Raw genomic sequence first — 22,962 nt, 5'->3', positions numbered from 1 at the left:
TCTACTTATAACTATAAGAGTTTAGATTATACAGTTCAAGTTTTCCGTTAATATTATATTTAATCTCTATTTTACTATTGTCATCATATACTCTAGTCGTCATTACTTTTTCTCCATTATTTATAAAAATCTCCAAAGATGATGTATCTGAGTATATTTGTAAATTTTCAAGAAAATCTATATATACATGACGTTCATCACGACCATAACCACTTTTACCTAATTTAAGAGTGAAAATATTATTCTCAAATAATAACTCCAGGTCACTACGTAGATTCATTTTAAAACAATTAGTTTTTTCTTTTAAATTTATATTTAATTCATAAACATTGTTTTTTGTTATAATGCTTCTTACTTTATTTAAATCATATATCTTTTTACTTTTACGAAGATTTTTTAATTCTTCTATTGGTTTTTGATAAAGTTTATTATTTCTTATACATAATGCTCTTGGTATAGTTAATGCATGTTGCCAATTTTCTTTAACTGTAACTTCATTAGTGTAAGGTATATCTGGTAGACCCATCCATCCAATTAAAATCCTACGATTTTTCTCATCTTCAAATGTTTGAGGTGCATAGAAATCAAAACCATTATCTAACTCATTAAATTCACTAAGCTTAGTATTTTCTACTATATTATCCATAAATAAATAACCATTTTGATATATATTTTCATATTTAATTCCTTCTTGTTCTATTCCTTGAGGACAAGTTATTAGTATAGTTTTATTATCTAAATCAAATACATCTGGACATTCCCACATATATCCGAATTTTTCCTTAGTTTGAATACGATTAATATATTTCCAGTTTATCAAATCCTTTGATTCATAAACTAAAATACATCCTATGTCATCTAAAGTTCTTGCCCCTAAAACCATATAGTAAAGTCCATTTTTTTCATAAACCTTCGGATCTCTAACATGACAAGATACATCTGATGGATAGTCTACATTTTTCATTAAACATTTTTTTTCACTAAAGTTTATTCCATCTTCACTTGTTAAATAAATAGTATTGTGCTGGCGACCAGATTTTATATAATCATGGTCACCCTCTTCTTTTACATTTCCCGTATAAAAAACATGCATTTTATTATCTTTTATAAAAGTACTTCCTGAATACGCTCCGCCTTTATCTAATTCATTATCTGCAAATATAGCCATTGGCTCTGATTTAAAGTTTATAAAATCTTTTGTTGAGTAATGTCCCCAATGTTTTAATTCCCCATAAACATCTGTTGGAGAATATTGATAATATATATGATAAGTTCCATTTAGTTCACATAAACCATTTGGGTCATTTAGCCATCCTATTGGTGGCATTAAATGATATGATAAACGAAACTTATCACTATTTAAATTTCCATTTTCGTGAGCTTCAATTGTATCTTTTTTCATTTGTTCAAAATTCATTTTTAGCTCCTTATTTTAATTATTTCATCACCAAATTTGTATTGACCATCATTGAAATCAAATTCTTTTCCATTTGTAATAATACAAGGTGTTGCTACAGAGTATCCTGATTTAGTTATAAAATCTAAATCTACTTCTAATAATAAATCACCTTTCTTAACATTTTGTCCTTCTTTTATATGACTTGTAAAACCTTCACCCTCTAAATTTAATGTATCTATACCACAGTGAACTAATATCTCGGTTCCTTTCGTAGATGTTATTCCAAAAGCATGTTTTGTTGGAAAAGCAAATGTAATTTTTCCATCACACGGAGCTACTATCTTTCCATAAGTAGGGAATATTACAATTCCATCACCCATTACTTTTGCTGCAAAAGTTTCATCTGGTGACTCTGTTACGCTTTTAATTTCTCCACTCATTGGTGAAATTAAAATTTCTGCTGTTACAGCTACTTCTTCTTTTTTATTTTCTTCAGCGTTATTATTTCCTAACTCTTTCATAGCTTGTCTTTTGAATAAAATAAAAGTTAATATGAAAGATGTTCCTATAGATAATACTAAACCTATGGCAAAATTGCCCCAACTTTCTGGTCTTATTGATATAAACCCTGGAAGTCCTGCTGCTCCAAGTGCTATTGCAAGAGTATGAGTTCCTGCTAAATAAGCACTACCAACTGCCGAACCTATCATAGCTGCATAGAATGGATATTTAAGTTTTAATGTAACTCCAAACATAGCAGGCTCTGTTATGCCAAGTAAAGCTGATATTCCTGATGCTGAACAAATACTTTTTAACTTTTGATCTTTAGTTAATAATAAAACTGCAATTACTGCTGCACCTTGAGCAACGTTTGACATTGAAGCTGTCGGGAATATAAAAGTTCCACCTGTTGTTGATGCTGATGCTAATAACTGTGTTTCAATAGCTATAAAACTTTGGTGCATTCCTGTTAAACAAATCGGAGCATATAGTAAACCTAAAATTCCTCCTCCAACAAATCCTAAACTATTGTATATCCATGTCATTCCATTAGCTAGTAAAACTCCAACGTCTCTAAGTATTGGTCCCACAAATAAAAATGTTATAAATGACGTAATTAATGTTGCTAAAAGTGGTGTTGTTAAATTGTCTAGCCAAATAGGTGTTATTTTATGAAGTTTTTTCTCAATCGTTGCTAATATCCAAGATACAGCAAGTACTGGAAGAACTGTTCCTTGATAACCTACAGCTTCTATATTTAAATTAAATAAGTTCCAAACAGGCACCTCTACTCCTGCTTGTCCATAACTATACGCATTTAACAAATCTGGATGAACCATTATCATCCCAAGTACAGCTCCAAGATAAGGATTTCCTCCAAATTTCTTTGTGGCAGAAAAACCTATTAACACTGGTAAAAATACAAAAGCTGCATTTGAAAACAGATTTATCATTGCTGCTAAATCTGCAAATTGAGGATAAGCCTCTATTATACTTTTACTTGCAATAAATAAACCTTTAGCAGTTAATATGTTGTTTATTCCCATTAATAAACCTCCAGCAACTATGGCTGGTATAATAGGTACAAATATATCACTTAATAATTTAATTCCTCTTTGAATTATATTTCCTTTTTTCTCTGTCTTTTCTTCTTTTACTTTATTCACCTGTTCACCAAGCTGTTTATTCATTTCATCACAAACTCTGTTTACAAGTCCTGGCCCAATAATTATTTGATACTGACATTTAGCATTAAAGGTTCCTTTGACACCTTCTATATCTGTTACAACATCTTCTTTTATTAAAGATTCCTCTACTAATGTTAATCTTAAACGTGTTGCACAATGTATAGCAGAAGTTATGTTTTCTTTACCTCCAACTGCATCTATTATTTCTTTTGACATTTTTATACAATCCATATATAATCCTCCTGATTTTATGGTACCGGTTCCTCTTTTTAAATATATATTTTCATAAGATAAATGTCAATAGGTTAAAGTACATTAAAAAATTTTTATGATATCGGTTTCACATTTCTTTCTATATAAAAAGTTATATTCAGCCATATAGCCAACAACCTAAAAAAATCAAACCCATTGCTCCATTAAGAAGCTTAAAATTATATATTTATCCACAAAAACAAAAAGTGTTAAATTAAACATTTAACACTTTCTCCTTCAATCATATAATAACCTATTATTTGCTTTTTCGGCACCGTCTTATTATTTAACAGCTTGACTATGGTTTCCCCAGCTAAATTTCCTGCTAATTCATTATCAAATCTTATAGTACATAAACTTGGCGTTAATAAACCTGATATTGTATATCCACCAAATCCAATAACAGAAATATCTTCTGGTATGGATAGCCCTATACCTCTAATTTCCTTATATGCTGCCATTGCTATATTATCAGTTGCACATATGATAAGAGTAGGCCTTTTTCTTTTTAATAAATTTTTTACTACTTCTGTAGTCTTATCAAAAGAAAAATCTGTTTCTAATACTTCTATTTTTTTATCTTTATTTATGTTAATTCCATCTAAAATACCTTTTTTTCTTACACTTCCTACTGCTTCATCTTTATCACATACACCTAAATATACTATATCCTTGTGACCCATTTTTACTGCATATTTTCCTATCTCTACTCCTGCACTGTAATCATCATTTACAATAGAAATTCCTTCTTTTAATTGCTGACCAACAAATATTACAGGTATATCAATTTTTTTAACTAGATTTCTATGCTGTTTTGTTATAAATGTTGATAATAAAATAATACCATCCACATTCATTCTCCAAAGATTTTCCATAGATGATAGCTCTCTATTTTGGTCATGATTTGTATTAATAATTATAGTTGTATATCCTTCATTTCTTAAATATTCATCTATAGACATAAGCATTCTTGAAGAAGTTGTGGAATCTAAGCATGGAGCTATAAGCCCAATAATATTAGATTTTTTAGCTTTTAGACTTTGGGCAAATGCATTAGGCTCATAATTATTTTTTTCTATTATTTCTTTAATTTTTTCTTTTGTTTCTTCCTTAACATATCCACCATTAAAATATCTAGATATAGTGCTCTTACTAACGTCACACATTTTAGCAATATCCGACATAGTTAATTTCTTTTCCTTCATAATATCACATCCTCATTAAAATGATTATAACAATAATAATATAGCCAAACAATACAAATAATACTATTAAAGAATTCTCTAATACATTAAGAAAGGATTTTCTATGAAAAAGATTGGAATGAGAAATATAAAAACTGGTATTGCCGTTTTCTTTGCAACTTTAGCTGGCTATCTAGGCATAGTTGAGACACCAGTTTATACAGTATCTGTTTGTATATTTTCTATAAAAAACACTATAAAAGGTTCTATTAAAGATTCCTGGTCTAGAGTTTTAGGCACTTTACTTGGTGGTTTAATTGGTTTTTTAAGTGTACTTTTTTTCAAGGGTAATATTATTTCAGCTACTTTAGGAGTAATTTTAATTATATATATTTGTAATATATTAAAAATTTCTGATTCCTCTGCCATAGCATCTGTAACCTTTATTTCTATATGTTTAGGAATTGGTAATAACGATCCACTGAATTATTCTATTATGAGAACTATAGATACTTTAGTGGGAGTAATTATAGCTTTAGTTGTTAATTATGCTGTAAGTCGCAAAAGATATATAAAATACTTATGGGCATCTTTCAACTCTGATTATAGTGACTGCTTAAATATTATTCACTCCATGGTAAAAAATTTAGATTTTTCTTCGTTATATATAAAACTTAATAATAAACACTCTGAATTACAGGAATATTATAATCAATTAATAGATGAAATACCCTACTCTAAGGAAACTCATGATATAAATACTTTATATTATAAGTTTGACATTGTAGAGCAATTAATACATCATGTTCATGGTTTATATTTAATAGAAAAAAAGGTTTCTTCCATAGATACTAGTTTAAATGAACCTATATATAAATATCATAAAGACAGTATTTTATCACTTCTAGACCAATCTACTGAACAAAAATAAAATCCAGAAAAAATTATTATTTTTCCTGGATCTTTCTTCTATTTTAATGATTCTAATGCTTTTTCATAATTTGGCTCATTTGTAATTTCTTCTAAATATTCTACATATACAACTTTGTTATTTTCATCTACAACAAATACTGCTCTAGATAAAAGTCCAAGCTCGTTTATGTAAACTCCATAATTATTTCCAAATTCTCTATCTTTGTAGTCTGAAACTGTTTTTACTCTATCTATTCCAGCACCACCACACCATCTTCCTTGTGCAAATGGTAAGTCCATAGATATTGTATAAATTGTTATATTTTCATCTAATTCAGTTGCTTCTTGGTTAAATTTTCTAACTTCCATATCACAAACTGCAGTATCTAAAGATGGTACTGTTAAAAATATTCTTTTTCCTTTTGTGTCACTAAGTTTTAATGGATTTAAATCATTATCTACAACAGTAAAATCAGGAGCTACATCTCCTACTTTTACTTGAGTTCCTTTTAATGTTAATGGGTTTCCTTGAAATGTTACTTTCATCATAATACCTCCTACAGAAATTATTACTATAATTAGTTTTAAGTTTTACTGTACTATTTATACCCATTTTTATTTTAATTAAATTATCCTTTATAGATTTTTTTATTTTATTTGTCTAAGTTCATCAATACTAAAATTTAAAAGTTCTTTCAATTCTTTTCTTCTTTTCATAACATCCTCTGTATTATTTATTATTATCTGCCTAGCCTCACCCAGTAAATTTAAATACTCCTCATAACTTTCATCATAAACTGATTCCAATTCCTTCCTTATCTTAGCTGATAAAGAAGGGCTTTTTCCTCCAGTAGAGACACTTAGTAATAAGTCTCCTCTTTTCACAAAAGAAGGTACTGTAAAATTAGATAAATCTACGTCATCAACTACATTTACTAATTTTCCATATTCTCTACAATAAGTTCCTATTTGATGATTTACATCCTTATTATTAGTAGCAGCAACTACAACAAAAGCTTTCTTTATATATTTTTCATTATAACTATCTTCTATAATTTCTATTTCATCTTTAATATTTTCAAACTCTTTTATAAATTCTTCACTTACTACTACTACTTTTTTGTTAAAAGCAAGAAAGTTTATACATTTTCTATATGCTACCTTGCCACCACCTATAATAACAATTTTCATATCATGTATTTTTAAATTAATTGGATAATACATAGCATCCTCCGTATCCTATAATTATGTAGTTCTAATTATATTTTAATATAATTATTAATAACTAAAAATACCTTAAAGAAGTTTTATAAACTAACTTTAAGGTATTTATAATTTCTACTTTATTGAAAACCTATAACTACTTTCAGGTTTAAAATCCTCTTGTTTAATTTCTATTCTATGATTAAATATTGGCCCATCTACTACAAATGTATGGTACTCTCCATTTTCTCCACAAGGATCAGAACCAGTAGCTTTAATCTTTTCCACCAACTCTTTTGTTAGTGTTTTTCCTAAAAAATCTTTGCTCATACAATCTAAGTTTACTTTCTTAATTATAGCTTTGAACCCGTTATCTATAACTTCATTAACAAGTTTTTCTCTATTTTCTTGCCATAAAGGAAATTCATAGTTTAAACCTGTATTTGTTGCTCTATCTATTCCCCATTGTTTATGTAGCTCAATATCAATATCTCCATATACTACTGAAGTTGCACCCATTTCCTTTGCCACCTTAAGTTTTTCTTCAAACTTAATTTCGTATTCTGAAGCATCACACTCTGCATAAATCACAGGAATTTCCAAACTTTTACTAACTTGTTCTAGTAAATTATAACTTAAACCATGAGTCCAAGTTTCACAAGCAGATTTTTTCACAGTAGTTAAAAGTGCCACCGGAATACATCCTTCTTGTATTTTTCTATATAAAGCTAGTATACAATCTTTTCCACCACTATATGATAAAACAAATTTATTATTCATAATCTTTCCTCCAATATGTTTTATCACTTATATTAACTAGTTGCTTTTTAACATTTTAGCTATGTCTTTAGCAAAATAAGTGATTATTATTGTAGCTCCTGCTCTTTTTATAGACATAACTGCTTCATAAATAGCACTTTCATTTAATAATCCTTCTTTAACAGCTAATTTTAACATTGAGTATTCACCACTTACGTTATAAGCTGCTATTGGTAAATCAAAGTTATCTTTGAATCTTTGTATTACATCTAAATAAGATAGAGCTGGTTTAACCATTATTATGTCAGCACCTTCTTCAACGTCTAATTGTCCTTCTATTACTGCTTCATTTGTGTTTGCTGGATCCATTTGATAAGTTTTTCTGTCACCAAATTGAGGTGCAGAGTTTGCAGCTTCTCTAAATGGTCCATAGAATGATGAAGCATATTTAGCACTGTAAGCCATTATAGCCACATTCTCAAATCCATTATTATCTAAAACTTCTCTTATTGCTCCTATTCTTCCATCCATCATGTCTGATGGTGCAACCATATCTGCACCAGCCTGTGCGTAGCTTAAAGATATTTTAGCAAGGTAATCTAATGTTTTGTCATTATGTACATATCCAGTATCAGTTAATATTCCACAATGTCCATGACTTGTGTATTCACACATACATACGTCGCAAATTACATCCATTTCTGGGTTTATTTCTTTTATTTTTCTTATGGCTCTTTGAACTCCACCTTCTGGATTAAATGCTTCACTTGCGCAACAGTCCTTTTTATGGTCATCTGGCACACCAAATAACAATACATGCTCTATTCCAAGTTCTGTTAATTCTTTTATTTCATCATCTAACATATCCACTGAAAAATGATAAACGCCTTCCATTGATGATATTTCTCTTTTTATGTTTTCTCCATCTACTATAAATAATGGATAAATTAAATCTTCTACTTGTAATTTTGTTTCTCTCACTAAGTTTCTTATAGCTTTACTACTTCTTAATCTTCTTGGTCTTCTTAACATGTTAATTCCCCCATTTGTATTTTTTCATTATTTGATATTGCATCTATCATACTGTCAATTGTCGCTACTTCAGCTTCTTTATAAACTTCCAATCCATATTCCTCTATGGTTTTGCTAGTTATTGGACCTATGGATATTATATTTTTATTTTTTAACTGTTGAAGATTTTCTTCTCCAATTAAAGTTATAAAGTTTTTAACTGTTGAAGAGCTGGCAAAAGTGATATAATCCACGTTTTCATCTTCTATTACTTCTAGAGCCAAATCTTTTTTATCATTATCTATAACTGACTCATAAGTAATAACTTCTTTAATATAACATTTCTCACTTAATTTATTAATTAAGAAATCTCTAGCTTTTTTTGCCCTTGGAATTAAAATTTTATCATTTTCATTAATAATATCTTTTAATTCTTCATAAAGTCCTTCAGCTACATATTTTTGTGGAACTATATCAGCAATTATACCTCTTGATTTAATAGCTTTTGCAGTTTCTCCTCCCACAGCACAAATTTTGCTATTGCAAAGAACTCTTGAATCATATCCTTTTTCATTTAACTTATCAAAGAATATATCAACTGCATTTTTACTACTAAATAGTATATAAGTATAATCTTTAATTTTATCTATTTCTACTTCTAGTTCTTTATTCTCCTCAACCTTTTGAATTTTTATAGTTGGGATTTCTATTGGATTTCCACCCATCTCACTTATTTTTTCAGCTAGTGCACTACTTTGCGTTCTACATCTAGTAACCACTATACTTTTCCCAAACAATGGTTTTTCCTCGAAGAAGTTTAACTTTTCTCTAAGATTTACAACACTTCCAACTACTATTAAAGTAGGTGGTTTAACATTTTCTTTAATTGCTACTTCATGAGCATTTTCTAAAGTAGCTGTTACAACTCTTTGGTTAGGTCTTGTTGCCCAACTAATAAAAGCCACTGGAGTATTTTTATCTTTGCCTTCTTTAATTAGATTTTCGCTTATATTCTTTAAGTTAGCAATTCCCATTAAAAATACTAAAGTTCCTTTTACATTTGCTAGAGCATTCCAGTTTATTTCCTTTGTTTCTTTTCCATCTTTTCTAGGATGACCTGTTATAACATGGAAAGATGAAGCATGATCTCTGTGAGTTATAGGAATACCTGCATAACATAGGCCTCCTATTGGAGAAGTTATTCCTGGTACTACCTCAAATTCAATATTTTCACTACGAAGAAGTTCTGCTTCTTCTCCTCCTCGACCAAATACATAAGGATCTCCACCTTTTAATCTAACAACAATCTTTCCTTCCAATGCCTTATCAGCAATTAATCTATTTATGTCATCTTGTGGTAGCATATGATTACTAGATGCTTTTCCTACATTTATAAATATACAGTCTTTCTTTGCTTCTTCTAAGTATTTAACGTTAGCTAACCTATCATAAACTATTACATCTGCTTTTCTTATACATTCTAAACCTTTCAAAGTTATAAGTTTATAATCTCCAGGTCCTGCCCCCACTAAGTAAACTTTTCCATTCATAGTTTTCATACTCCTTAAATTCACTATAACTTGTTGTACTCTTTAAGAACTTCTTCTGCCAAATCAAATCCTATTTTAGAAGAGTCCTTAACACTTCCTTCTATTGATTTCACAACTAGTTTTTTACCCTCTTCATCTCCATAAAGACCTGTTAATATTAATTTATCATCATTAATTTCACAATATGCCCCCATAGGAACATGGCAACTTCCGTTAACTCCTGCTAAGAATCCTCTCTCTGCTGCTACTTGTATTTCTGTTGTTTCATCTTTAATATGAGAAATTATTTCTTCCATATGTGAATCATTTTCTCTTATTTCTAAAGCAAGCGCCCCTTGAGCTGGAGCTGGTATCATTATATTAGTAGGTAAGTAGTAACTAATATGTTCTTCTAAGCCTGCTCTTAGTAAGCCTGCTGCTGCTAATACAATACCATGAAGATTTTCATCTTCTATTTTTCGTATTCTAGTATCTATATTTCCTCTTATGGGTACTATTTCTAAATCAGGTCTATATTTAAGAAGTTGATATATTCTTCTTTTACTTCCTGTACCAATTCTTGCTCCATGAGGTAAATCTTCTATTGTTTTGTAATTTTCTTTTAAAACAAGAATATCTCTAGGATCTTCTCTTCTTGGCACATTTGCAAATTTTAATCCTTGTGGAAGAGTTGATGGCATATCCTTCATACTGTGCACAGCTAAATCTATTTCTCTATCTAAAAGTTTCTGCTCAATCTCTCTTGTAAATAGACCCTTATCTCCTATTTTATGCAAAGGCAAATGCGTTACTAAATCACCCTTTGTTTTTATTATCTTAATTTCAAATTCAATCTCTGGATTAGCTTTTTTTAATTCTTCAACTACCCAGTTAGTTTGAATAAGGGCTAATTTACTACCTCGCGTTCCAACTACTATCTTCATATTAATTCTCCTTATTTTATAGGAATTCTATTTTAATAAGATGTTATCTTTTATTTCTATTTTTATTTACTAATATTGTTGAAAAATATGATATCTTCTCATCAATATGTTCATCCCTTAAATTAGTAAATACCTCTTCTTTTTCTTGAGATGAATTACTAACTAGTATAGCATGATCAATTAAGTCATGTTTTTTCAATTTATCTATAACCATATTTATTTTTTTGTAAACTTTCATTAGTACTAAACAATCATATTTTTCAAGAGCTTCATCTATCTTATCTTCTTCCATAGTACATGGTATTACTATTAATGGATCTGTGTCCATTACTAGAGGGAAGTTTTGGTTTGATGCTATATTAGAAAATGATGAAATTCCTGGTATAGTTTCTACTTCTACTTCTTCCATTAGTCTTTCCATTACATATACATAGGTACTGTATATCATAGGATCTCCCAATGTTACGAAACCAACATTTTTACCTTTTTTAACATCTTCAACTATTTCACCAGAAACTGAATTCCATACTTGTATTTTTTCTGTTCCATTGAAACTCATAGGAAAATGTCTAGATTTTATTTCTAAGCTTTCTGGTAAGTATTCATCAACTATTGATAATGCTAAACTTTCCCCACCTTTTTTAGATTCTGGTGTATATAATATATCTAAATTTTTTAGTGTGTTAACTGCCTTTACGGTTACTAATGAACTATCTCCTGGTCCAGTTCCAATTCCATAAAACTTTGCCATATTAATTCCCTCCAATTATTAAATGCTTACTTCCTCTAATTCCTTCATACAATCTAGTGCATGATTAGCAAATTTCTCTTGTATGTAAGAATTTTCTCCAAGTCCTTTTAAATGAACTTTTACATTAAATCCTTCTTTTTCTAAAATAGTTTTCCATGAATCTTCCTCATCACTTGCCATATCATTTATAGCATGATCTCCTGCTACTAACATAAATGGCATTAAATCTACTGTTTTTACATTTCTTTCTTTTAATAGTTTTATAACTTGGTCAATTTCTGGATATCCTTCAACAGTTCCAACATAAGCATTTATTCCATAATCTCTAAACATATACTCTATAGCTGGATAAGACGCATGACTTTCATGTTCTGTACCATGCCCCATAAATACTATTGCCTCATCTATATCCATTGTTTCAATATCTTGTTTTACAGCTAAAACAGTTTCTCTATAATCTTCTATATAAGTTAATAGTGGTCTTCCTAAAGAAATTCTTTCAAATTGATCCTTAAATCCATCTACCATTTCTTTAAGTTTGTTATACTCTTCTCCACATATAATATGAAGAGATTGTACTATTACTTCTTCATAACCTTCATTATAAAGTCTCTCTAAAGCTTCTACTGGGTTGTCAATTATTAAGTTGTCTCTTTTCTTTAATTTTTTTATAATCATACTTGAAGTAAATGCTCTGTAAAAATCATATCCTTCGAAACGTTCTTTTATTTTATTTTCACAAGGTTCTATAGTTTTTTTTCTAGTTTCATGATAGCTAGTCCCGAAACTTACTACCAATATAGCTTTTTTCATAACGTCTCTCCCTTACAGTAAATCTAGATATTTACTATATTAAATTAATTAAATTTTGAATTTTTCCAACAGTATTTGGATAACTCATTTCTTTTCTTTTTATAATAATCACTGGAATATTCAAGTTCTCGCATGCTTTGATTTTTTCTAAAAATCCTCCTGCTACTCCACTTTCTTTTGTAATTACTAAATCAATATTATATTGTTTATATGTAGACTCATTCATCTCAACTGAAAAAGGTCCCTTCATAGCTATAATATTATCTGCATTGAATCCTAATTCTTCGCAACTAATTAAAACTTCACTAGTTGGAAGTACCCTAGGAATTAAGTTTTTATTTTTTATTTTTTCTTTATATAGATACAAATTTTTACTTCCCGTTCCTATAAAAATATTTTGCCCTATTTTATTTGCTATTTCACAAGCTTCATCTATGTCATTAACTATGTACTTATTTTTATAATCTACATATTTTATTAAAGATTCTCTTTCAAATCTAATATATTTTATATTTGTTATTTGTGAAGCTTTGATAGCATTTGTAGATACTTCCACAGCATAAGGATGAGTGGCATCTATTATAGTAGTAATGTAATTTTCATTTATAAAATTAACCATGTCTTTTATAGTTAACTTTTTTAATATAATTTTATTTGAACATTTCTTTGCTAAGTCTTCTCCATATGAAGTTGTTACTGAAACTATATAATCCATATTTTTTTCATTTAAATTATGACATATTTCTATACTATCTGAAGTTCCACCTAAAACTAAAATCATACTTCATATCCCCTTGGAGTTATCATTAAATCATCATGGATATAAGTAGCTTTATTTCCTATAATAACCATAGTTGTCATATCAACTCTTTCAAATTCCATAGTTTCAAATGTGCATATGAATTTTTCTTCCTTTTCTCTTCCCACATCTTTTACTATTCCAACTGGAGTTGATTTTGATTTAAATTCTCCCATGATTTCAAAGGCCTTAGCTAAATGTTCACTTCTTCCCTTACTTCTTGGGTTGTATAAGCAAATAACAAAATCAGCTTCCGCTGCTAATCTAAGTCTCTTTTCTATAACTTCCCAAGGAGTCATTAAATCACTTAAACTTATATGACAGAAATCATGCATTATAGGCGCTCCAAGCACTGCTGCCGCTCCTATACTTGCAGTAACACCCGGCACAACTTTAACTTTTATATCTACATCTTCTTTTGTTATTAATTCTAGTATAAGCCCTGCCATTCCATAGATTCCTGCATCTCCACTACTTATAACAGCAACTTTTTTCCCTGTTTTTGCAATTTCTAAAGCTTGCTTACATCTTTCTATTTCTTTTCTCATACCATTTTGCACAACTTCTTTATCTACAATAAACTCTGTTACTAAATCAATGTAAGTTTTATATCCTACTATAACTTCAGCATCTTCTATTGCCTTTATGGCTTCCATAGTCATCAAGTTTTTGCATCCTGGTCCAATACCTATAACATATATCATATATTAACTCTCCCTACTGAAAATGTAATTCCATTGTATTTATGTTTTTTTATTATTAGATTTCCATTACTTAATAAGTGAGCCACAGGTTCTGCTACAGAGTGAACACCCACATTTTGTTTTACCCACTCTGATTTTTCATATAAATGTTCTACCTTTGATATTTCATCAGCTGTAAATGTTTTAAAAGGAACATTTAAATATTCACTTAAATTTATCAAGGCTCCCTCATTCTTTTTAATATCTATGCTTCCTATCTCTTTTATTGAATTTATATCAATATTTTGCTTATGTAAAAAATCAGATAATGAATTTATCATATATTCTTTATCAATATTTTTTCTGCATCCAATACCTATTACAATATTTTTAGGTACAACTTTAAGAATGTTGTTGTTTATTAAGTTTAAATTTTTCTTATTACTTATTACTATTACTTCGTCCATTTTATTTATTTCATCCTTCTTGCATACATTAAATCCTCTAGTATCTATGTTGTAATCTCCATCTATAAAAAGATTCACAACTTCACCATTAACTAGCATGGAATTTATTTTTAGTACTTTATTTCTAAAGTCATAAATGTGAGCGTTCAATTTTTTTGCAATCATATCTAAGGATGATTTGTCATTAACATCTGTAGCCGTTGTTATAACTGGATTTGAATTTAACAAGTCACTTATATGTAAAGTCATTTCATTGGCTCCACCCATATGTCCGCTAAGCAAACTTATAATATTCTTTCCTTTTTCATCACTGACTAAAATAGCAGGATCTATAAATTTGTTTTCTATCAGAGGTGCTATAGTTCTTACTACTATTCCACATGCCATTATGAAGATAATGTAGTCATATTCACCAAAGATTTTTGGTACAAATTCCTTCAATTTTTTATTTACATAAATAACATTATCTTCCTCTTTAACAGCATCCTTTTTCACATAATATAAATGAGCAGTAGATATATTTCTTTTTATTTTTAACCCAAGTTCTTTCCCATTTTTAGTAATGGATAATATAGCTATTTTTTTATCCTCTATATTCATGAACAAAATCCTTATCATATAATTTTGAGTTATTATATTCTTTTCCTAAAAATTCTCCCACCATTATTAATGCTGTTTTTCTTATATCAGCCTCTTTTACCTTTGTTGCTATATCTTGTAGCGTTCCTTTTACTACTTTTTCATCTGGCCAAGTTGCCTTATATACAACAGCTATTGGTGTTGTTTTATCATATCCACCAGCAATTAGTTTTTCCACAACTTTTCCTATTTCTTGAACTGAAAGGAATATTACCATTGATGTTTGGTGTGCTGCAAAAGATTCTATTGATTCTTTTGATGGCACTGGAGTTCTTCCTTCCATTCTTGTTATTACTACTGATTGAGATATTTCTGGAACTGTATATTCTACACCTAAAGCTGATGATGCTCCAAGGAAAGAACTAACTCCTGGTGTACAATCATAATCTATATTTAATTTTGCTAAATCTTCAACTTGTTCTCTTATTGAACCATATATTGAGAAGTCTCCTGTTTGAAGTCTAACAACTGATTTTTCTTCTTTAATTCCTTTTTCCATAACTTCTATTATTTCTTGTAAGTTCATATATGCACTGTCATGAATTTCGCATCCTTCTTTACAATAATCTAAAAGTGCTGGATTAACTAATGACCCTGCATATATTACCACATCTGCATTAGATAATAATTTATATCCTTTTAATGTTATTAACTCTTTGTCTCCTGGTCCTGCTCCAACAAAATGTACTTTATTCATGTTTATCTTTTTCCCCTTTTTCGCATGATATTATGTATATAGGATTGTGAGGTTTAAAATAATCTCGTCCTCCTAATTGTTCTAATTTACTTATATTTAACAACGATACATCTATATTTTTAAAATCATATTTTTTTAGTAAATTCATTGTGTCATAAAAATTATCAATTAATATAAAGTTAGCTACTAACCTTCCTCCTGATATTAATAAATCTTTTGACCATTTTATTATTTCTTCCAGGTTATTTCCTGTTCCACCTAAAAAAATCCCATCAGCTTTTTCCTTTATTTTAATAGGAGCATAAGCTTGTATAACTTTTATATTTGATAAATTAAATTTTTCTACATTCTTGTTTATTAAATCTATAGCTTCATCATTTCTTTCAATAGCAATAACATTTAAATTATCATAAATTTGAGCTGCTTCAATGGAAACACTACCTGTACCCGCTCCCACATCTATAAAAGTTTTGGCATCTTTCAAGTTCAATTTATTTAATGAGATGGCTCTAACTTCTTCCTTTGTTATAGGAACTTTTCCCCTAATAAATTCATCATTCCTCATCTAGTATCACCACCACATTCATTTCAAATTTTTCAACCGCTAATATTTCTTCAACTTTACCTATAGTTATTCTTTCATTTTGGTAAGATAAATTTTCTCCCACAACAACAACTTTATTTAAGTTTCTTTTTTGTATTTCTTTACAAATCTCATGTGGACCTATTTTATCATCAGTCACCATGCATACTTTTTTATGAGATAATATGTAATCAAAGTCAGGTGTTTTTCCATGACTACTTGTGATATAAACATCGTTCATATCTACAAATATTTTTGAAAAAATATATTGTAACGAGCTTATTCCCGATATTATATTTAAATTTTCATGTTCTATATTATTTGATAAATACTTTCCTATACCATAAATAGATGGATCTCCTGATGCTATTACACTTATGTTTTTATGCAGATTATTTTTAATATACTCTAAAATCTCTTTAAGGTTGGTAGATAAAACTAATTTCTCTCCTTTAAAATCCTTTATAGATTCTAAATTTCTTTTTCCACCAATTAGAACATCTGAAGAATAAATTAATTTTTCTCCCAGTTTAGTTATATAATCAAACTCTCCCGGTCCCAGACCTATTATATTTATCATCTAAAATCCTCCATTAATAAATCTGCGTTTATTGATTTTCCAAGCAATGATTTATCCATTCTAAACATATAAACTTCCACTTGTATATCTTCATTTAGATATTCCTCAGCTCTTTCTTTACATTTGTTGCAAAGTATATTGTATATTTCTGTGTAGTTACTTTTATCTATTATTTCAACTGCACCTTCTGCTGTTACACATTTATTTATTTCTTTTAGAAAATCTAAATCTGCTCCCATTAATGCTAAATTTGCAATCATTATTTCATTTCTAGCATCACAAACTTTACTATGAGTATTAAATATTCCTGCAGATATTTTTATAAACTTTCCAATATGGCCTGCCATAAGTATTTTCTTAAATCCAAGTCTTTTCGCTTCATTTAACATATATCCCACAAAATTGCTCATTCTAACACAGTTGCTCATATCAATTTTCATATAGTCTCTTATAAATTCTTCTCCATGGTTTCCTGGTACTAAAATGATTTTGTCCATTCCTTGTTCTTTTTTCATTTCAAGTTCTATTGATAAAGATTTTTTCCAACCTTCTTCACTCATAGGCTCTACAATCCCTGTCGTTCCAAGTATTGATATTCCCCCAACTATACCTAATCTAGGATTAAAGGTTTTCTTAGCAATTTCTTCACCTTGTGGTGCGAAAATAGTAATTTTTAAAGATTTATCTTTATTTAAAAGTTTATTATTTTCTCCTAAAACCTTGCTAACTTCGCTTCTTATCATTTTCATTGGTACTGGGTTAATTGCTGATTTTCCCACATCTACACTTAAGCCCTTTTTAGTTACAATACCTATACCCACACCACCGGTCACTATTATGTCTTCATCTTCTCTTGAAATCAACTCTACTTTTGCAAATATGTCCATAGTATGTGTAGCATCTATATCATCACCACCATCTTTCTCGATGGAGCAAATAGTATATTTATTCTTTAATTCTATATTTTTAACTTTCAATGTAAGAGGAATTCCTTTTGGTGTATCTATATTAATATTTTCTATTTTTTTATTTGTAAAAAACATATATACAGATGCTTTTGCTGCGGCGGCTGCGCATGAACCTGTCGTATATCCTCTTCTATATTTTTTTCCATCAATATATACATACTCTTCCATAATCAAACCTTACATTGCATATAAAATAGCATTCATTATGGCTGCAGCAATATTACTACCACCTTTTCTTCCTTGAACTACTATGTGAGGAATAGATGTTTTTTCTAATTCATATTTTGACTCTGCAGCTCCCACAAATCCAACTGGAGCACCCACAATAGCTTCAACTTTTCCTCCACCATCAACCATTTCTATAGTTTTATAAAGAGCAGTTGGAGCATTTCCAAATACAAATAATTTTTTACCTTCTTCTTTCATCGCAATTTCTACAGCTGCCATAGATCTAGTTATTCCTTTTTCTTTGGCTAATTCTTTAGTTCTTTCATCAGCTACTAAACATTTGTATTCACACCCAAGAGCATTTAGCCTCATTTTATTTATTCCACTAAGCGCCATATTTGTGTCAGTGTAAATTGTACATTTATTGTTTAAAGCATTTATTATTGAATCTACTGCTGTATCTGATATTTTTAATATATCTAAGTATTCAAAATCAGCACTTGTATGTATGCAACGCTTTATTATCTTTTCTTCTATCTCATTTTTAAATTTATATCCTGGCCTGATATCATCAATTATACCTTGTATAATTTCAAAACTTTTTACCTCTATCATCTTAGGGTCTTTAACGTATTCCACTCTATTTCCTCCCTTTCTTTATGTCCTATAATTTTGGATAAATGTATCTTTTTATAATAATCATTAAAAGATTTTTCTTTCAAATTACTTATTATTCTCTCATAATCCATCTGATTATCAATTAATATTCCAATAACTGTACCACTGTGAGCAATATTAACCCCATAAGCCCCCATCTTATTACTGATTTCTATAATCTCATTTAAATATGGCTTTTTATGTATATTTTCATTTGCCAAACTACTTAGAGTACAGGCCTTACCTATTAACTTTAAATCTTTTTCTCTTAATCCTTCTTCTAATAATTTGAAGGACTTATTTATAATCACTTTATTTTCCAATTTAATATCTAAGTAATTTGGATTGCTTCTTATTATATTTGTTTCTAAAATTTCATCTGGTTCTAAAATTATTACTCTACCATTATATAGGTTGGATAAATATTTTTTTACCTTACCTTTAACAGGATTAAAAATTGAGTTTTTATATAATAAAATAGAATCTGTCGGCTCTATTTCCGAAGCAATACGGGATATTTCTTCATTACCTAAATCTTTATTTATCATGGATAAGGTCGCCTTAATAGTTGCTCCTATATCTGCTGTGGAGCTGGCCATTCCCTTACCTATAGGTATATTGCTATTAATCTCTAGAGATATATTTTCACATTCCCTTAGTGGAATATTAAATCTTTCAAATACTTTTTCTATAGCTTTTCTTGATTTTTTAGGCCCTAAATTAATATTCTCTTTTTTTTCTTCAAGAGTAGCAACTGAAAACATATCAATTGCATAAGAAGATAAGTATTCTTCACTATCTAATATACCTTGAACAAATTCACCACAAGATGCGGGACATATTCCATAAGACTTCATATTATTCTCCCAATAATTTATTTAATTCCTTCAAAATCAATTGGTTTTCCTCATGACTTTTAATTGCTATTCTTATGTGTTTTTCACCTAAACCTATAAAGTTAGATGCATTTCTTATTAAGATATTACTTTCCTTAAATAATTTAAGTTTTAATTCATCTGCTCTTATATCTTTTAATTCCATTAATATAAAGTTTGTATCTGTATCATATACATGTATATTTTCAATTTTTCTTAATTCATTTATCATATATGATCTTTCTTTATGATAATACTCCTTGCTAGATTTTATATATTCTTTATCATTAAAAATATAATTGGATAAAGTATCAGCAAATGAATTTACTGTCCAAGGCTCTTTATATCTATAAATATCATTTATAAGTTTTTTATTACTTGTAACTCCATAACCTAGTCTAAGCCCAGGCATTCCAAAGAATTTTGTTACTGCTTTTATAATAAATATGTTTTTGTACTTTTCCACATATTTTATTAAACTATAATTCTCTTCTTCGTGTACAAACTCCATAAAAGTTTCATCAACTATTAACAACTTATCATTTTTTATTATTATTTCTAAAAGTTCTTCTATATTTTTTACTTTTCCATTTGGATTGTTAGGATTACATATAAATAAACTATCAAAATTATCTATATTGGATTCTATTTCTTCCAAATTTACACTAAATTCATCTTCTTCATTTAGCATAAAGTTTATCAATTCTAAATTGTTTAATTTAGCGCCTCTTTCATATTCTGAAAATGTAGGATTTAATATTGCTAATCTTTTTTTTATATTTTTCATAAGAAGGTATATTATTTCTGTTGCTCCATTGCCTGGAATAATATATTGTGGGTTAATATTTATGTAATTCCCAATATTGCTTCTTAACTTTGTGTAATTAATATCTGGATAGCTTTTACATTTACTTAAACCGTCCAAAATATATTTTCCCAAATTAGGAACAACTTTTGGATTTATATTTGAGCTAAAATCTGTTATATCTTCAGTATTTTTATTAAAAGTTTCTGCCATGATATCCACATTAGCTCCATGTCCTAAATCTTTCATAACTTCCTCCTTTCTTTATTTACAAACCAATTACTAGATAATAAAGAGTTGTAAAAATTATTATTGATATTATTGATGATGAATACATTATTTTATTTGTTCTTACAATATCTTCAATTTCTATTTCTCTTTTTTTATCTCCAATAGTTGGCTTATACACTTCTTGTCCAAAATAAACATTGGTACCACCAAGTTGTATTCCTAAAGCTCCAGCTACTGCACCTTCTGAAAAAGCACAGTTAGGGCTTTTATGATTTTTTCTATCTCTTATTCCAATTTTTAAAGCATCTTTAAAATTAAATCCAATAAATAAACTTCCAAGAGAAAGTAAGATTACACCTAATCTTGCTGGTATGTAATTTGCAATATCATCTATTTTTGCTGATGCAAATCCTAAGTAATAGTACTTGTCATTCTTATAGCCTACTGTTGAGTCTAAAGTGTTAATAGCCTTATATGCCATAGCAAGAGGAGCCCCACCTATAAATCCATAAAACAATGGTGCTATTATTCCGTCTACCGTATTTTCTGCTACAGTTTCCACTGTTGCTCTTACTATTTCTTTTTCATTTAAATTTGTTGTATCTCTTCCTACTATGTATGAAAGCTGAATTCTTGATTTTTCCAAGTCTCCAGTTTTTAATACCTTATATATTTTTTCAGATTCATCTTTTAAACATTTTGTAGCTAATGTTGTATAAATTAATATGGAATTTACTAAAAAGTAAGCTACTTTATTAAACTGAAACAAACGTAGTACAATGGAAGTACTACCTAGTGTTACTCCCACAACCACAAACCAAAGAATGAATCCAGCTACTTTTAATCCTTTATCACTTGTAGTTATCTTTCTTATTTGTTTTTCTACAAAACTAATAAGTTTACCAATAAATCTTACTGGATGAGGCAATGAATAAGGATCTCCTATGATTAAATCAAGAGCATATCCTGTATAAATGGATAAGATATTCATATTATTCACGTCCTCTTTCTATAAAGTTAGATATGCAATCTAAATTGTTATAAAAATGTGTATGTAGATATGTTGCTAAAGTATTACCCTTACTGTAGCCACCTTCCCATTCATCAATAACTTTACCATTCTTTAATTTTCTCATATAATAAGCACATTCTTCTTGACTATCAAAAATTGAATGATGAAACTCATGACCTTTAATTATTTGTCCTTTTTTAGCTAAAATAGTATCCTCCTTAGCCTCACCTAGACAATATCCAAATCTTTTAAGATAAGATGTCATTTTGCTACATCCTTTAAAAATTCCGACCATATTGTAAGTTTCATTATTTTGATCTTCTAACTCTTCTCCAAGATACATTAGTCCACCACACTCCGCATATATTGGAATATGATTATGATGAGCATTCATAATAGAAGATCTGATTTCTTTATTTTCATCTAGCTCTTTTGCAAAAATTTCTGGGAATCCACCTCCTATGTAAACATAATCACACTTGGGAAGTTTTTTATCACTAATAGGACTAAAGTACTTTATATTCATGCCTAACTTTTCAAATAATTCTATGTTTTCTCTATAATAGAAGTTAAAGGCTTTATCATAAGCTATGGCTATGGTTTTATTGTTAACCTTATTTTTTTCTATGAAGTCTTCCAGATTAAAGGAAGTATTAAAATCTTCAGTTTCAGATATTTCAATTATTCTATCAATATCTATATACTTTTCTATTTCCTCTGCCAAGTTATCAAACTTAGCTTTTAAAGAATTTATTTCCACTGAAGGTACTAGTCCTAAATGTCTAGATTCTAAAGAAAATTCTTTATTTGGAGGAAAATATCCAAGTACTTCCACACCAGTATATTTTTCTATAGCTTCTTTTAAAGTATTATAATGAGATTCACTTTTCACATTATTTGTAATAACACCAGCTATATTTACATTTTTATCTAACATCTTATATCCAAGTACCATAGCAGCAGCAGATGTTGCCATTGCCTTTGCATTTATAACTAAAATTACTGGTGTTTTTAATATTTTTGAAGTATATGAACTGGTACAATCATCTAAATCAATTCCATATCCATCATATAGTCCCATTACACCTTCAATCACTGAAATATCTGCATTTTTCGAAGAATTTTTAACTATATATTTAATTTTATCATCTTCAAGCATATATGAATCTAAGTTTCTTGAATATCTTCCAGTTATAAATGTATGATAAGAAGGGTCTATATAATCAGGCCCAACTTTATAAGGTTGTACTTTTAGATTTCTTTTTGTTAATGCTTGCATTATTCCCAGGGAAATTGTAGTTTTCCCTACTCCACTATTTGTTCCTGCAATTAATATTTTTTTCATATTATCAC

At 28.8% G+C, this 22,962-nt stretch carries 24 protein-coding genes; 1 reads left to right on the top strand and 23 read right to left on the bottom strand.

Features of this window, described 5'->3' with window-relative positions; all coding sequences use genetic code 11:
• Position 1 precedes the first annotated feature (1 nt).
• From TVTCOM_RS03540 to TVTCOM_RS03530, 3 genes are all read right to left on the bottom strand, one after another.
• Complete coding sequence (locus TVTCOM_RS03540; RefSeq protein ID WP_434798471.1) at positions 2-1,417, bottom strand: glycoside hydrolase family 32 protein; 1,416 nt, start codon at positions 1,415-1,417, stop codon at positions 2-4.
• A gap of 2 nt (positions 1,418-1,419) precedes the next feature.
• Complete coding sequence (locus tag TVTCOM_RS03535) at positions 1,420-3,318, bottom strand: sucrose-specific PTS transporter subunit IIBC (RefSeq protein WP_434798470.1); 1,899 nt, start codon at positions 3,316-3,318, stop codon at positions 1,420-1,422.
• 230 nt (positions 3,319-3,548) lie between these two features.
• Positions 3,549-4,544 (bottom strand): LacI family DNA-binding transcriptional regulator, encoded by a 996-nt coding sequence (locus TVTCOM_RS03530; protein WP_434798469.1) that lies wholly within the window; start codon positions 4,542-4,544, stop codon positions 3,549-3,551.
• A 103-nt stretch (positions 4,545-4,647) separates the two neighbouring features.
• Between TVTCOM_RS03530 and TVTCOM_RS03525 the strand changes: the two genes are divergently transcribed.
• On the top strand, positions 4,648-5,454 hold the full coding sequence (locus TVTCOM_RS03525) for an FUSC family protein (RefSeq protein ID WP_434798468.1): 807 nt from the start codon (positions 4,648-4,650) through the stop codon (positions 5,452-5,454).
• Positions 5,455-5,492: 38 nt separating this feature from the next.
• Here the strand turns inward: TVTCOM_RS03525 and tpx are convergent, their stop codons facing one another.
• The 20 genes from tpx to TVTCOM_RS03425 all read right to left on the bottom strand — a co-directional run bounded on the left by tpx (position 5,493) and on the right by TVTCOM_RS03425 (position 22,954).
• Positions 5,493-5,981, bottom strand: a complete 489-nt coding sequence (gene tpx / locus TVTCOM_RS03520) for a thiol peroxidase (RefSeq protein WP_434798467.1) — start codon at positions 5,979-5,981, stop codon at positions 5,493-5,495.
• A 102-nt stretch (positions 5,982-6,083) separates the two neighbouring features.
• Positions 6,084-6,659, bottom strand: coding sequence for a precorrin-2 dehydrogenase/sirohydrochlorin ferrochelatase family protein (locus TVTCOM_RS03515; protein WP_434798466.1), 576 nt, complete (start codon positions 6,657-6,659; stop codon positions 6,084-6,086).
• A 114-nt stretch (positions 6,660-6,773) separates the two neighbouring features.
• Positions 6,774-7,418 (bottom strand): diphthine--ammonia ligase, encoded by a 645-nt coding sequence (locus tag TVTCOM_RS03510; protein WP_434798465.1) that lies wholly within the window; start codon positions 7,416-7,418, stop codon positions 6,774-6,776.
• A gap of 36 nt (positions 7,419-7,454) precedes the next feature.
• On the bottom strand, positions 7,455-8,429 hold the full coding sequence (gene hemB / locus TVTCOM_RS03505) for a porphobilinogen synthase (protein WP_434798464.1): 975 nt from the start codon (positions 8,427-8,429) through the stop codon (positions 7,455-7,457).
• Positions 8,423-9,958: a uroporphyrinogen-III C-methyltransferase gene (gene cobA, locus TVTCOM_RS03500; protein WP_434798463.1), complete on the bottom strand. Its 1,536-nt coding sequence runs from the start codon at positions 9,956-9,958 to the stop codon at positions 8,423-8,425. Before cobA ends, hemB begins: the two co-directional genes overlap by 7 nt.
• A gap of 23 nt (positions 9,959-9,981) precedes the next feature.
• On the bottom strand, positions 9,982-10,881 hold the full coding sequence (gene hemC / locus TVTCOM_RS03495) for a hydroxymethylbilane synthase (RefSeq protein WP_434798462.1): 900 nt from the start codon (positions 10,879-10,881) through the stop codon (positions 9,982-9,984).
• Positions 10,882-10,924: 43 nt separating this feature from the next.
• Positions 10,925-11,632 (bottom strand): cobalt-factor II C(20)-methyltransferase, encoded by a 708-nt coding sequence (locus TVTCOM_RS03490; RefSeq protein WP_434798461.1) that lies wholly within the window; start codon positions 11,630-11,632, stop codon positions 10,925-10,927.
• An 18-nt stretch (positions 11,633-11,650) separates the two neighbouring features.
• On the bottom strand, positions 11,651-12,445 hold the full coding sequence (locus TVTCOM_RS03485; protein WP_434798460.1) for a sirohydrochlorin cobaltochelatase: 795 nt from the start codon (positions 12,443-12,445) through the stop codon (positions 11,651-11,653).
• A 34-nt stretch (positions 12,446-12,479) separates the two neighbouring features.
• Positions 12,480-13,226, bottom strand: a complete 747-nt coding sequence (cobK, locus tag TVTCOM_RS03480) for a precorrin-6A reductase (protein WP_434798459.1) — start codon at positions 13,224-13,226, stop codon at positions 12,480-12,482.
• Positions 13,223-13,948: a precorrin-3B C(17)-methyltransferase gene (cobJ, locus tag TVTCOM_RS03475; protein ID WP_434798458.1), complete on the bottom strand. Its 726-nt coding sequence runs from the start codon at positions 13,946-13,948 to the stop codon at positions 13,223-13,225. Before cobJ ends, cobK begins: the two co-directional genes overlap by 4 nt.
• On the bottom strand, positions 13,945-14,994 hold the full coding sequence (cbiG, locus tag TVTCOM_RS03470; protein WP_434798457.1) for a cobalt-precorrin 5A hydrolase: 1,050 nt from the start codon (positions 14,992-14,994) through the stop codon (positions 13,945-13,947). The genes cobJ and cbiG overlap by 4 nt, the downstream gene beginning before the upstream one ends.
• Positions 14,978-15,730 (bottom strand): cobalt-precorrin-4 methyltransferase, encoded by a 753-nt coding sequence (locus tag TVTCOM_RS03465; RefSeq protein WP_434798456.1) that lies wholly within the window; start codon positions 15,728-15,730, stop codon positions 14,978-14,980. Before TVTCOM_RS03465 ends, cbiG begins: the two co-directional genes overlap by 17 nt.
• Positions 15,723-16,295: a decarboxylating cobalt-precorrin-6B (C(15))-methyltransferase gene (locus TVTCOM_RS03460; RefSeq protein WP_434798455.1), complete on the bottom strand. Its 573-nt coding sequence runs from the start codon at positions 16,293-16,295 to the stop codon at positions 15,723-15,725. Before TVTCOM_RS03460 ends, TVTCOM_RS03465 begins: the two co-directional genes overlap by 8 nt.
• Entirely contained in the window at positions 16,285-16,893 is a 609-nt protein-coding gene (locus TVTCOM_RS03455; protein ID WP_434798454.1) for a cobalt-precorrin-7 (C(5))-methyltransferase, read from the bottom strand. The genes TVTCOM_RS03460 and TVTCOM_RS03455 overlap by 11 nt, the downstream gene beginning before the upstream one ends.
• Positions 16,890-18,029 (bottom strand): cobalt-precorrin-5B (C(1))-methyltransferase CbiD, encoded by a 1,140-nt coding sequence (gene cbiD / locus TVTCOM_RS03450; protein WP_434798453.1) that lies wholly within the window; start codon positions 18,027-18,029, stop codon positions 16,890-16,892. Before cbiD ends, TVTCOM_RS03455 begins: the two co-directional genes overlap by 4 nt.
• A 9-nt stretch (positions 18,030-18,038) precedes the next feature.
• A complete protein-coding gene (locus TVTCOM_RS03445; RefSeq protein WP_434798452.1) occupies positions 18,039-18,668 on the bottom strand; it encodes a cobalt-precorrin-8 methylmutase in 630 nt (209 codons plus the stop codon).
• On the bottom strand, positions 18,641-19,543 hold the full coding sequence (locus TVTCOM_RS03440) for a GHMP family kinase ATP-binding protein (RefSeq protein ID WP_434798451.1): 903 nt from the start codon (positions 19,541-19,543) through the stop codon (positions 18,641-18,643). Before TVTCOM_RS03440 ends, TVTCOM_RS03445 begins: the two co-directional genes overlap by 28 nt.
• A gap of 1 nt (position 19,544) precedes the next feature.
• Positions 19,545-20,615 carry a pyridoxal phosphate-dependent aminotransferase gene (locus TVTCOM_RS03435; protein ID WP_434798450.1) on the bottom strand — a complete coding sequence of 357 codons (1,071 nt, stop codon included), beginning with the start codon at positions 20,613-20,615 and terminating at the stop codon, positions 19,545-19,547.
• 19 nt (positions 20,616-20,634) lie between these two features.
• Complete coding sequence (cbiB, locus tag TVTCOM_RS03430) at positions 20,635-21,588, bottom strand: adenosylcobinamide-phosphate synthase CbiB (protein ID WP_434798449.1); 954 nt, start codon at positions 21,586-21,588, stop codon at positions 20,635-20,637.
• A 1-nt stretch (position 21,589) separates the two neighbouring features.
• Positions 21,590-22,954 carry a cobyrinate a,c-diamide synthase gene (locus tag TVTCOM_RS03425; protein ID WP_434798448.1) on the bottom strand — a complete coding sequence of 455 codons (1,365 nt, stop codon included), beginning with the start codon at positions 22,952-22,954 and terminating at the stop codon, positions 21,590-21,592.
• Positions 22,955-22,962 lie beyond the last annotated feature (8 nt).

The organism is Terrisporobacter vanillatitrophus, from assembly GCF_051148895.1.
GTDB lineage: Bacteria > Bacillota > Clostridia > Peptostreptococcales > Peptostreptococcaceae > Terrisporobacter > Terrisporobacter vanillatitrophus.
Note: the sequence above shows the minus strand (reverse complement) of the source record. Positions and strands in the feature narration are given on the sequence as shown.

Excerpts from the sequence above, each read along its gene's own strand:
- TVTCOM_RS03540 (WP_434798471.1), bottom strand. The coding sequence starts at position 1,417 with ATGAATTTTGAACAAATGAAAAAAGATACAATTGAAGCTCACGAAAAT.
- TVTCOM_RS03535 (WP_434798470.1), bottom strand. The coding sequence starts at position 3,318 with ATGGATTGTATAAAAATGTCAAAAGAAATAATAGATGCAGTTGGAGGT.
- TVTCOM_RS03530 (WP_434798469.1), bottom strand. The coding sequence starts at position 4,544 with ATGAAGGAAAAGAAATTAACTATGTCGGATATTGCTAAAATGTGTGAC.
- TVTCOM_RS03525 (WP_434798468.1), top strand. The coding sequence starts at position 4,648 with ATGAAAAAGATTGGAATGAGAAATATAAAAACTGGTATTGCCGTTTTC.
- tpx (WP_434798467.1), bottom strand. The coding sequence starts at position 5,981 with ATGAAAGTAACATTTCAAGGAAACCCATTAACATTAAAAGGAACTCAA.
- TVTCOM_RS03515 (WP_434798466.1), bottom strand. The coding sequence starts at position 6,659 with ATGTATTATCCAATTAATTTAAAAATACATGATATGAAAATTGTTATT.
- TVTCOM_RS03510 (WP_434798465.1), bottom strand. The coding sequence starts at position 7,418 with ATGAATAATAAATTTGTTTTATCATATAGTGGTGGAAAAGATTGTATA.
- hemB (WP_434798464.1), bottom strand. The coding sequence starts at position 8,429 with ATGTTAAGAAGACCAAGAAGATTAAGAAGTAGTAAAGCTATAAGAAAC.
- cobA (WP_434798463.1), bottom strand. The coding sequence starts at position 9,958 with ATGAATGGAAAAGTTTACTTAGTGGGGGCAGGACCTGGAGATTATAAA.
- hemC (WP_434798462.1), bottom strand. The coding sequence starts at position 10,881 with ATGAAGATAGTAGTTGGAACGCGAGGTAGTAAATTAGCCCTTATTCAA.
- TVTCOM_RS03490 (WP_434798461.1), bottom strand. The coding sequence starts at position 11,632 with ATGGCAAAGTTTTATGGAATTGGAACTGGACCAGGAGATAGTTCATTA.
- TVTCOM_RS03485 (WP_434798460.1), bottom strand. The coding sequence starts at position 12,445 with ATGAAAAAAGCTATATTGGTAGTAAGTTTCGGGACTAGCTATCATGAA.
- cobK (WP_434798459.1), bottom strand. The coding sequence starts at position 13,226 with ATGATTTTAGTTTTAGGTGGAACTTCAGATAGTATAGAAATATGTCAT.
- cobJ (WP_434798458.1), bottom strand. The coding sequence starts at position 13,948 with ATGATATATGTTATAGGTATTGGACCAGGATGCAAAAACTTGATGACT.
- cbiG (WP_434798457.1), bottom strand. The coding sequence starts at position 14,994 with ATGAATATAGAGGATAAAAAAATAGCTATATTATCCATTACTAAAAAT.
- TVTCOM_RS03465 (WP_434798456.1), bottom strand. The coding sequence starts at position 15,730 with ATGAATAAAGTACATTTTGTTGGAGCAGGACCAGGAGACAAAGAGTTA.
- TVTCOM_RS03460 (WP_434798455.1), bottom strand. The coding sequence starts at position 16,295 with ATGAGGAATGATGAATTTATTAGGGGAAAAGTTCCTATAACAAAGGAA.
- TVTCOM_RS03455 (WP_434798454.1), bottom strand. The coding sequence starts at position 16,893 with ATGATAAATATAATAGGTCTGGGACCGGGAGAGTTTGATTATATAACT.
- cbiD (WP_434798453.1), bottom strand. The coding sequence starts at position 18,029 with ATGGAAGAGTATGTATATATTGATGGAAAAAAATATAGAAGAGGATAT.
- TVTCOM_RS03440 (WP_434798451.1), bottom strand. The coding sequence starts at position 19,543 with ATGAAGTCTTATGGAATATGTCCCGCATCTTGTGGTGAATTTGTTCAA.
- TVTCOM_RS03435 (WP_434798450.1), bottom strand. The coding sequence starts at position 20,615 with ATGAAAGATTTAGGACATGGAGCTAATGTGGATATCATGGCAGAAACT.
- cbiB (WP_434798449.1), bottom strand. The coding sequence starts at position 21,588 with ATGAATATCTTATCCATTTATACAGGATATGCTCTTGATTTAATCATA.
- TVTCOM_RS03425 (WP_434798448.1), bottom strand. The coding sequence starts at position 22,954 with ATGAAAAAAATATTAATTGCAGGAACAAATAGTGGAGTAGGGAAAACT.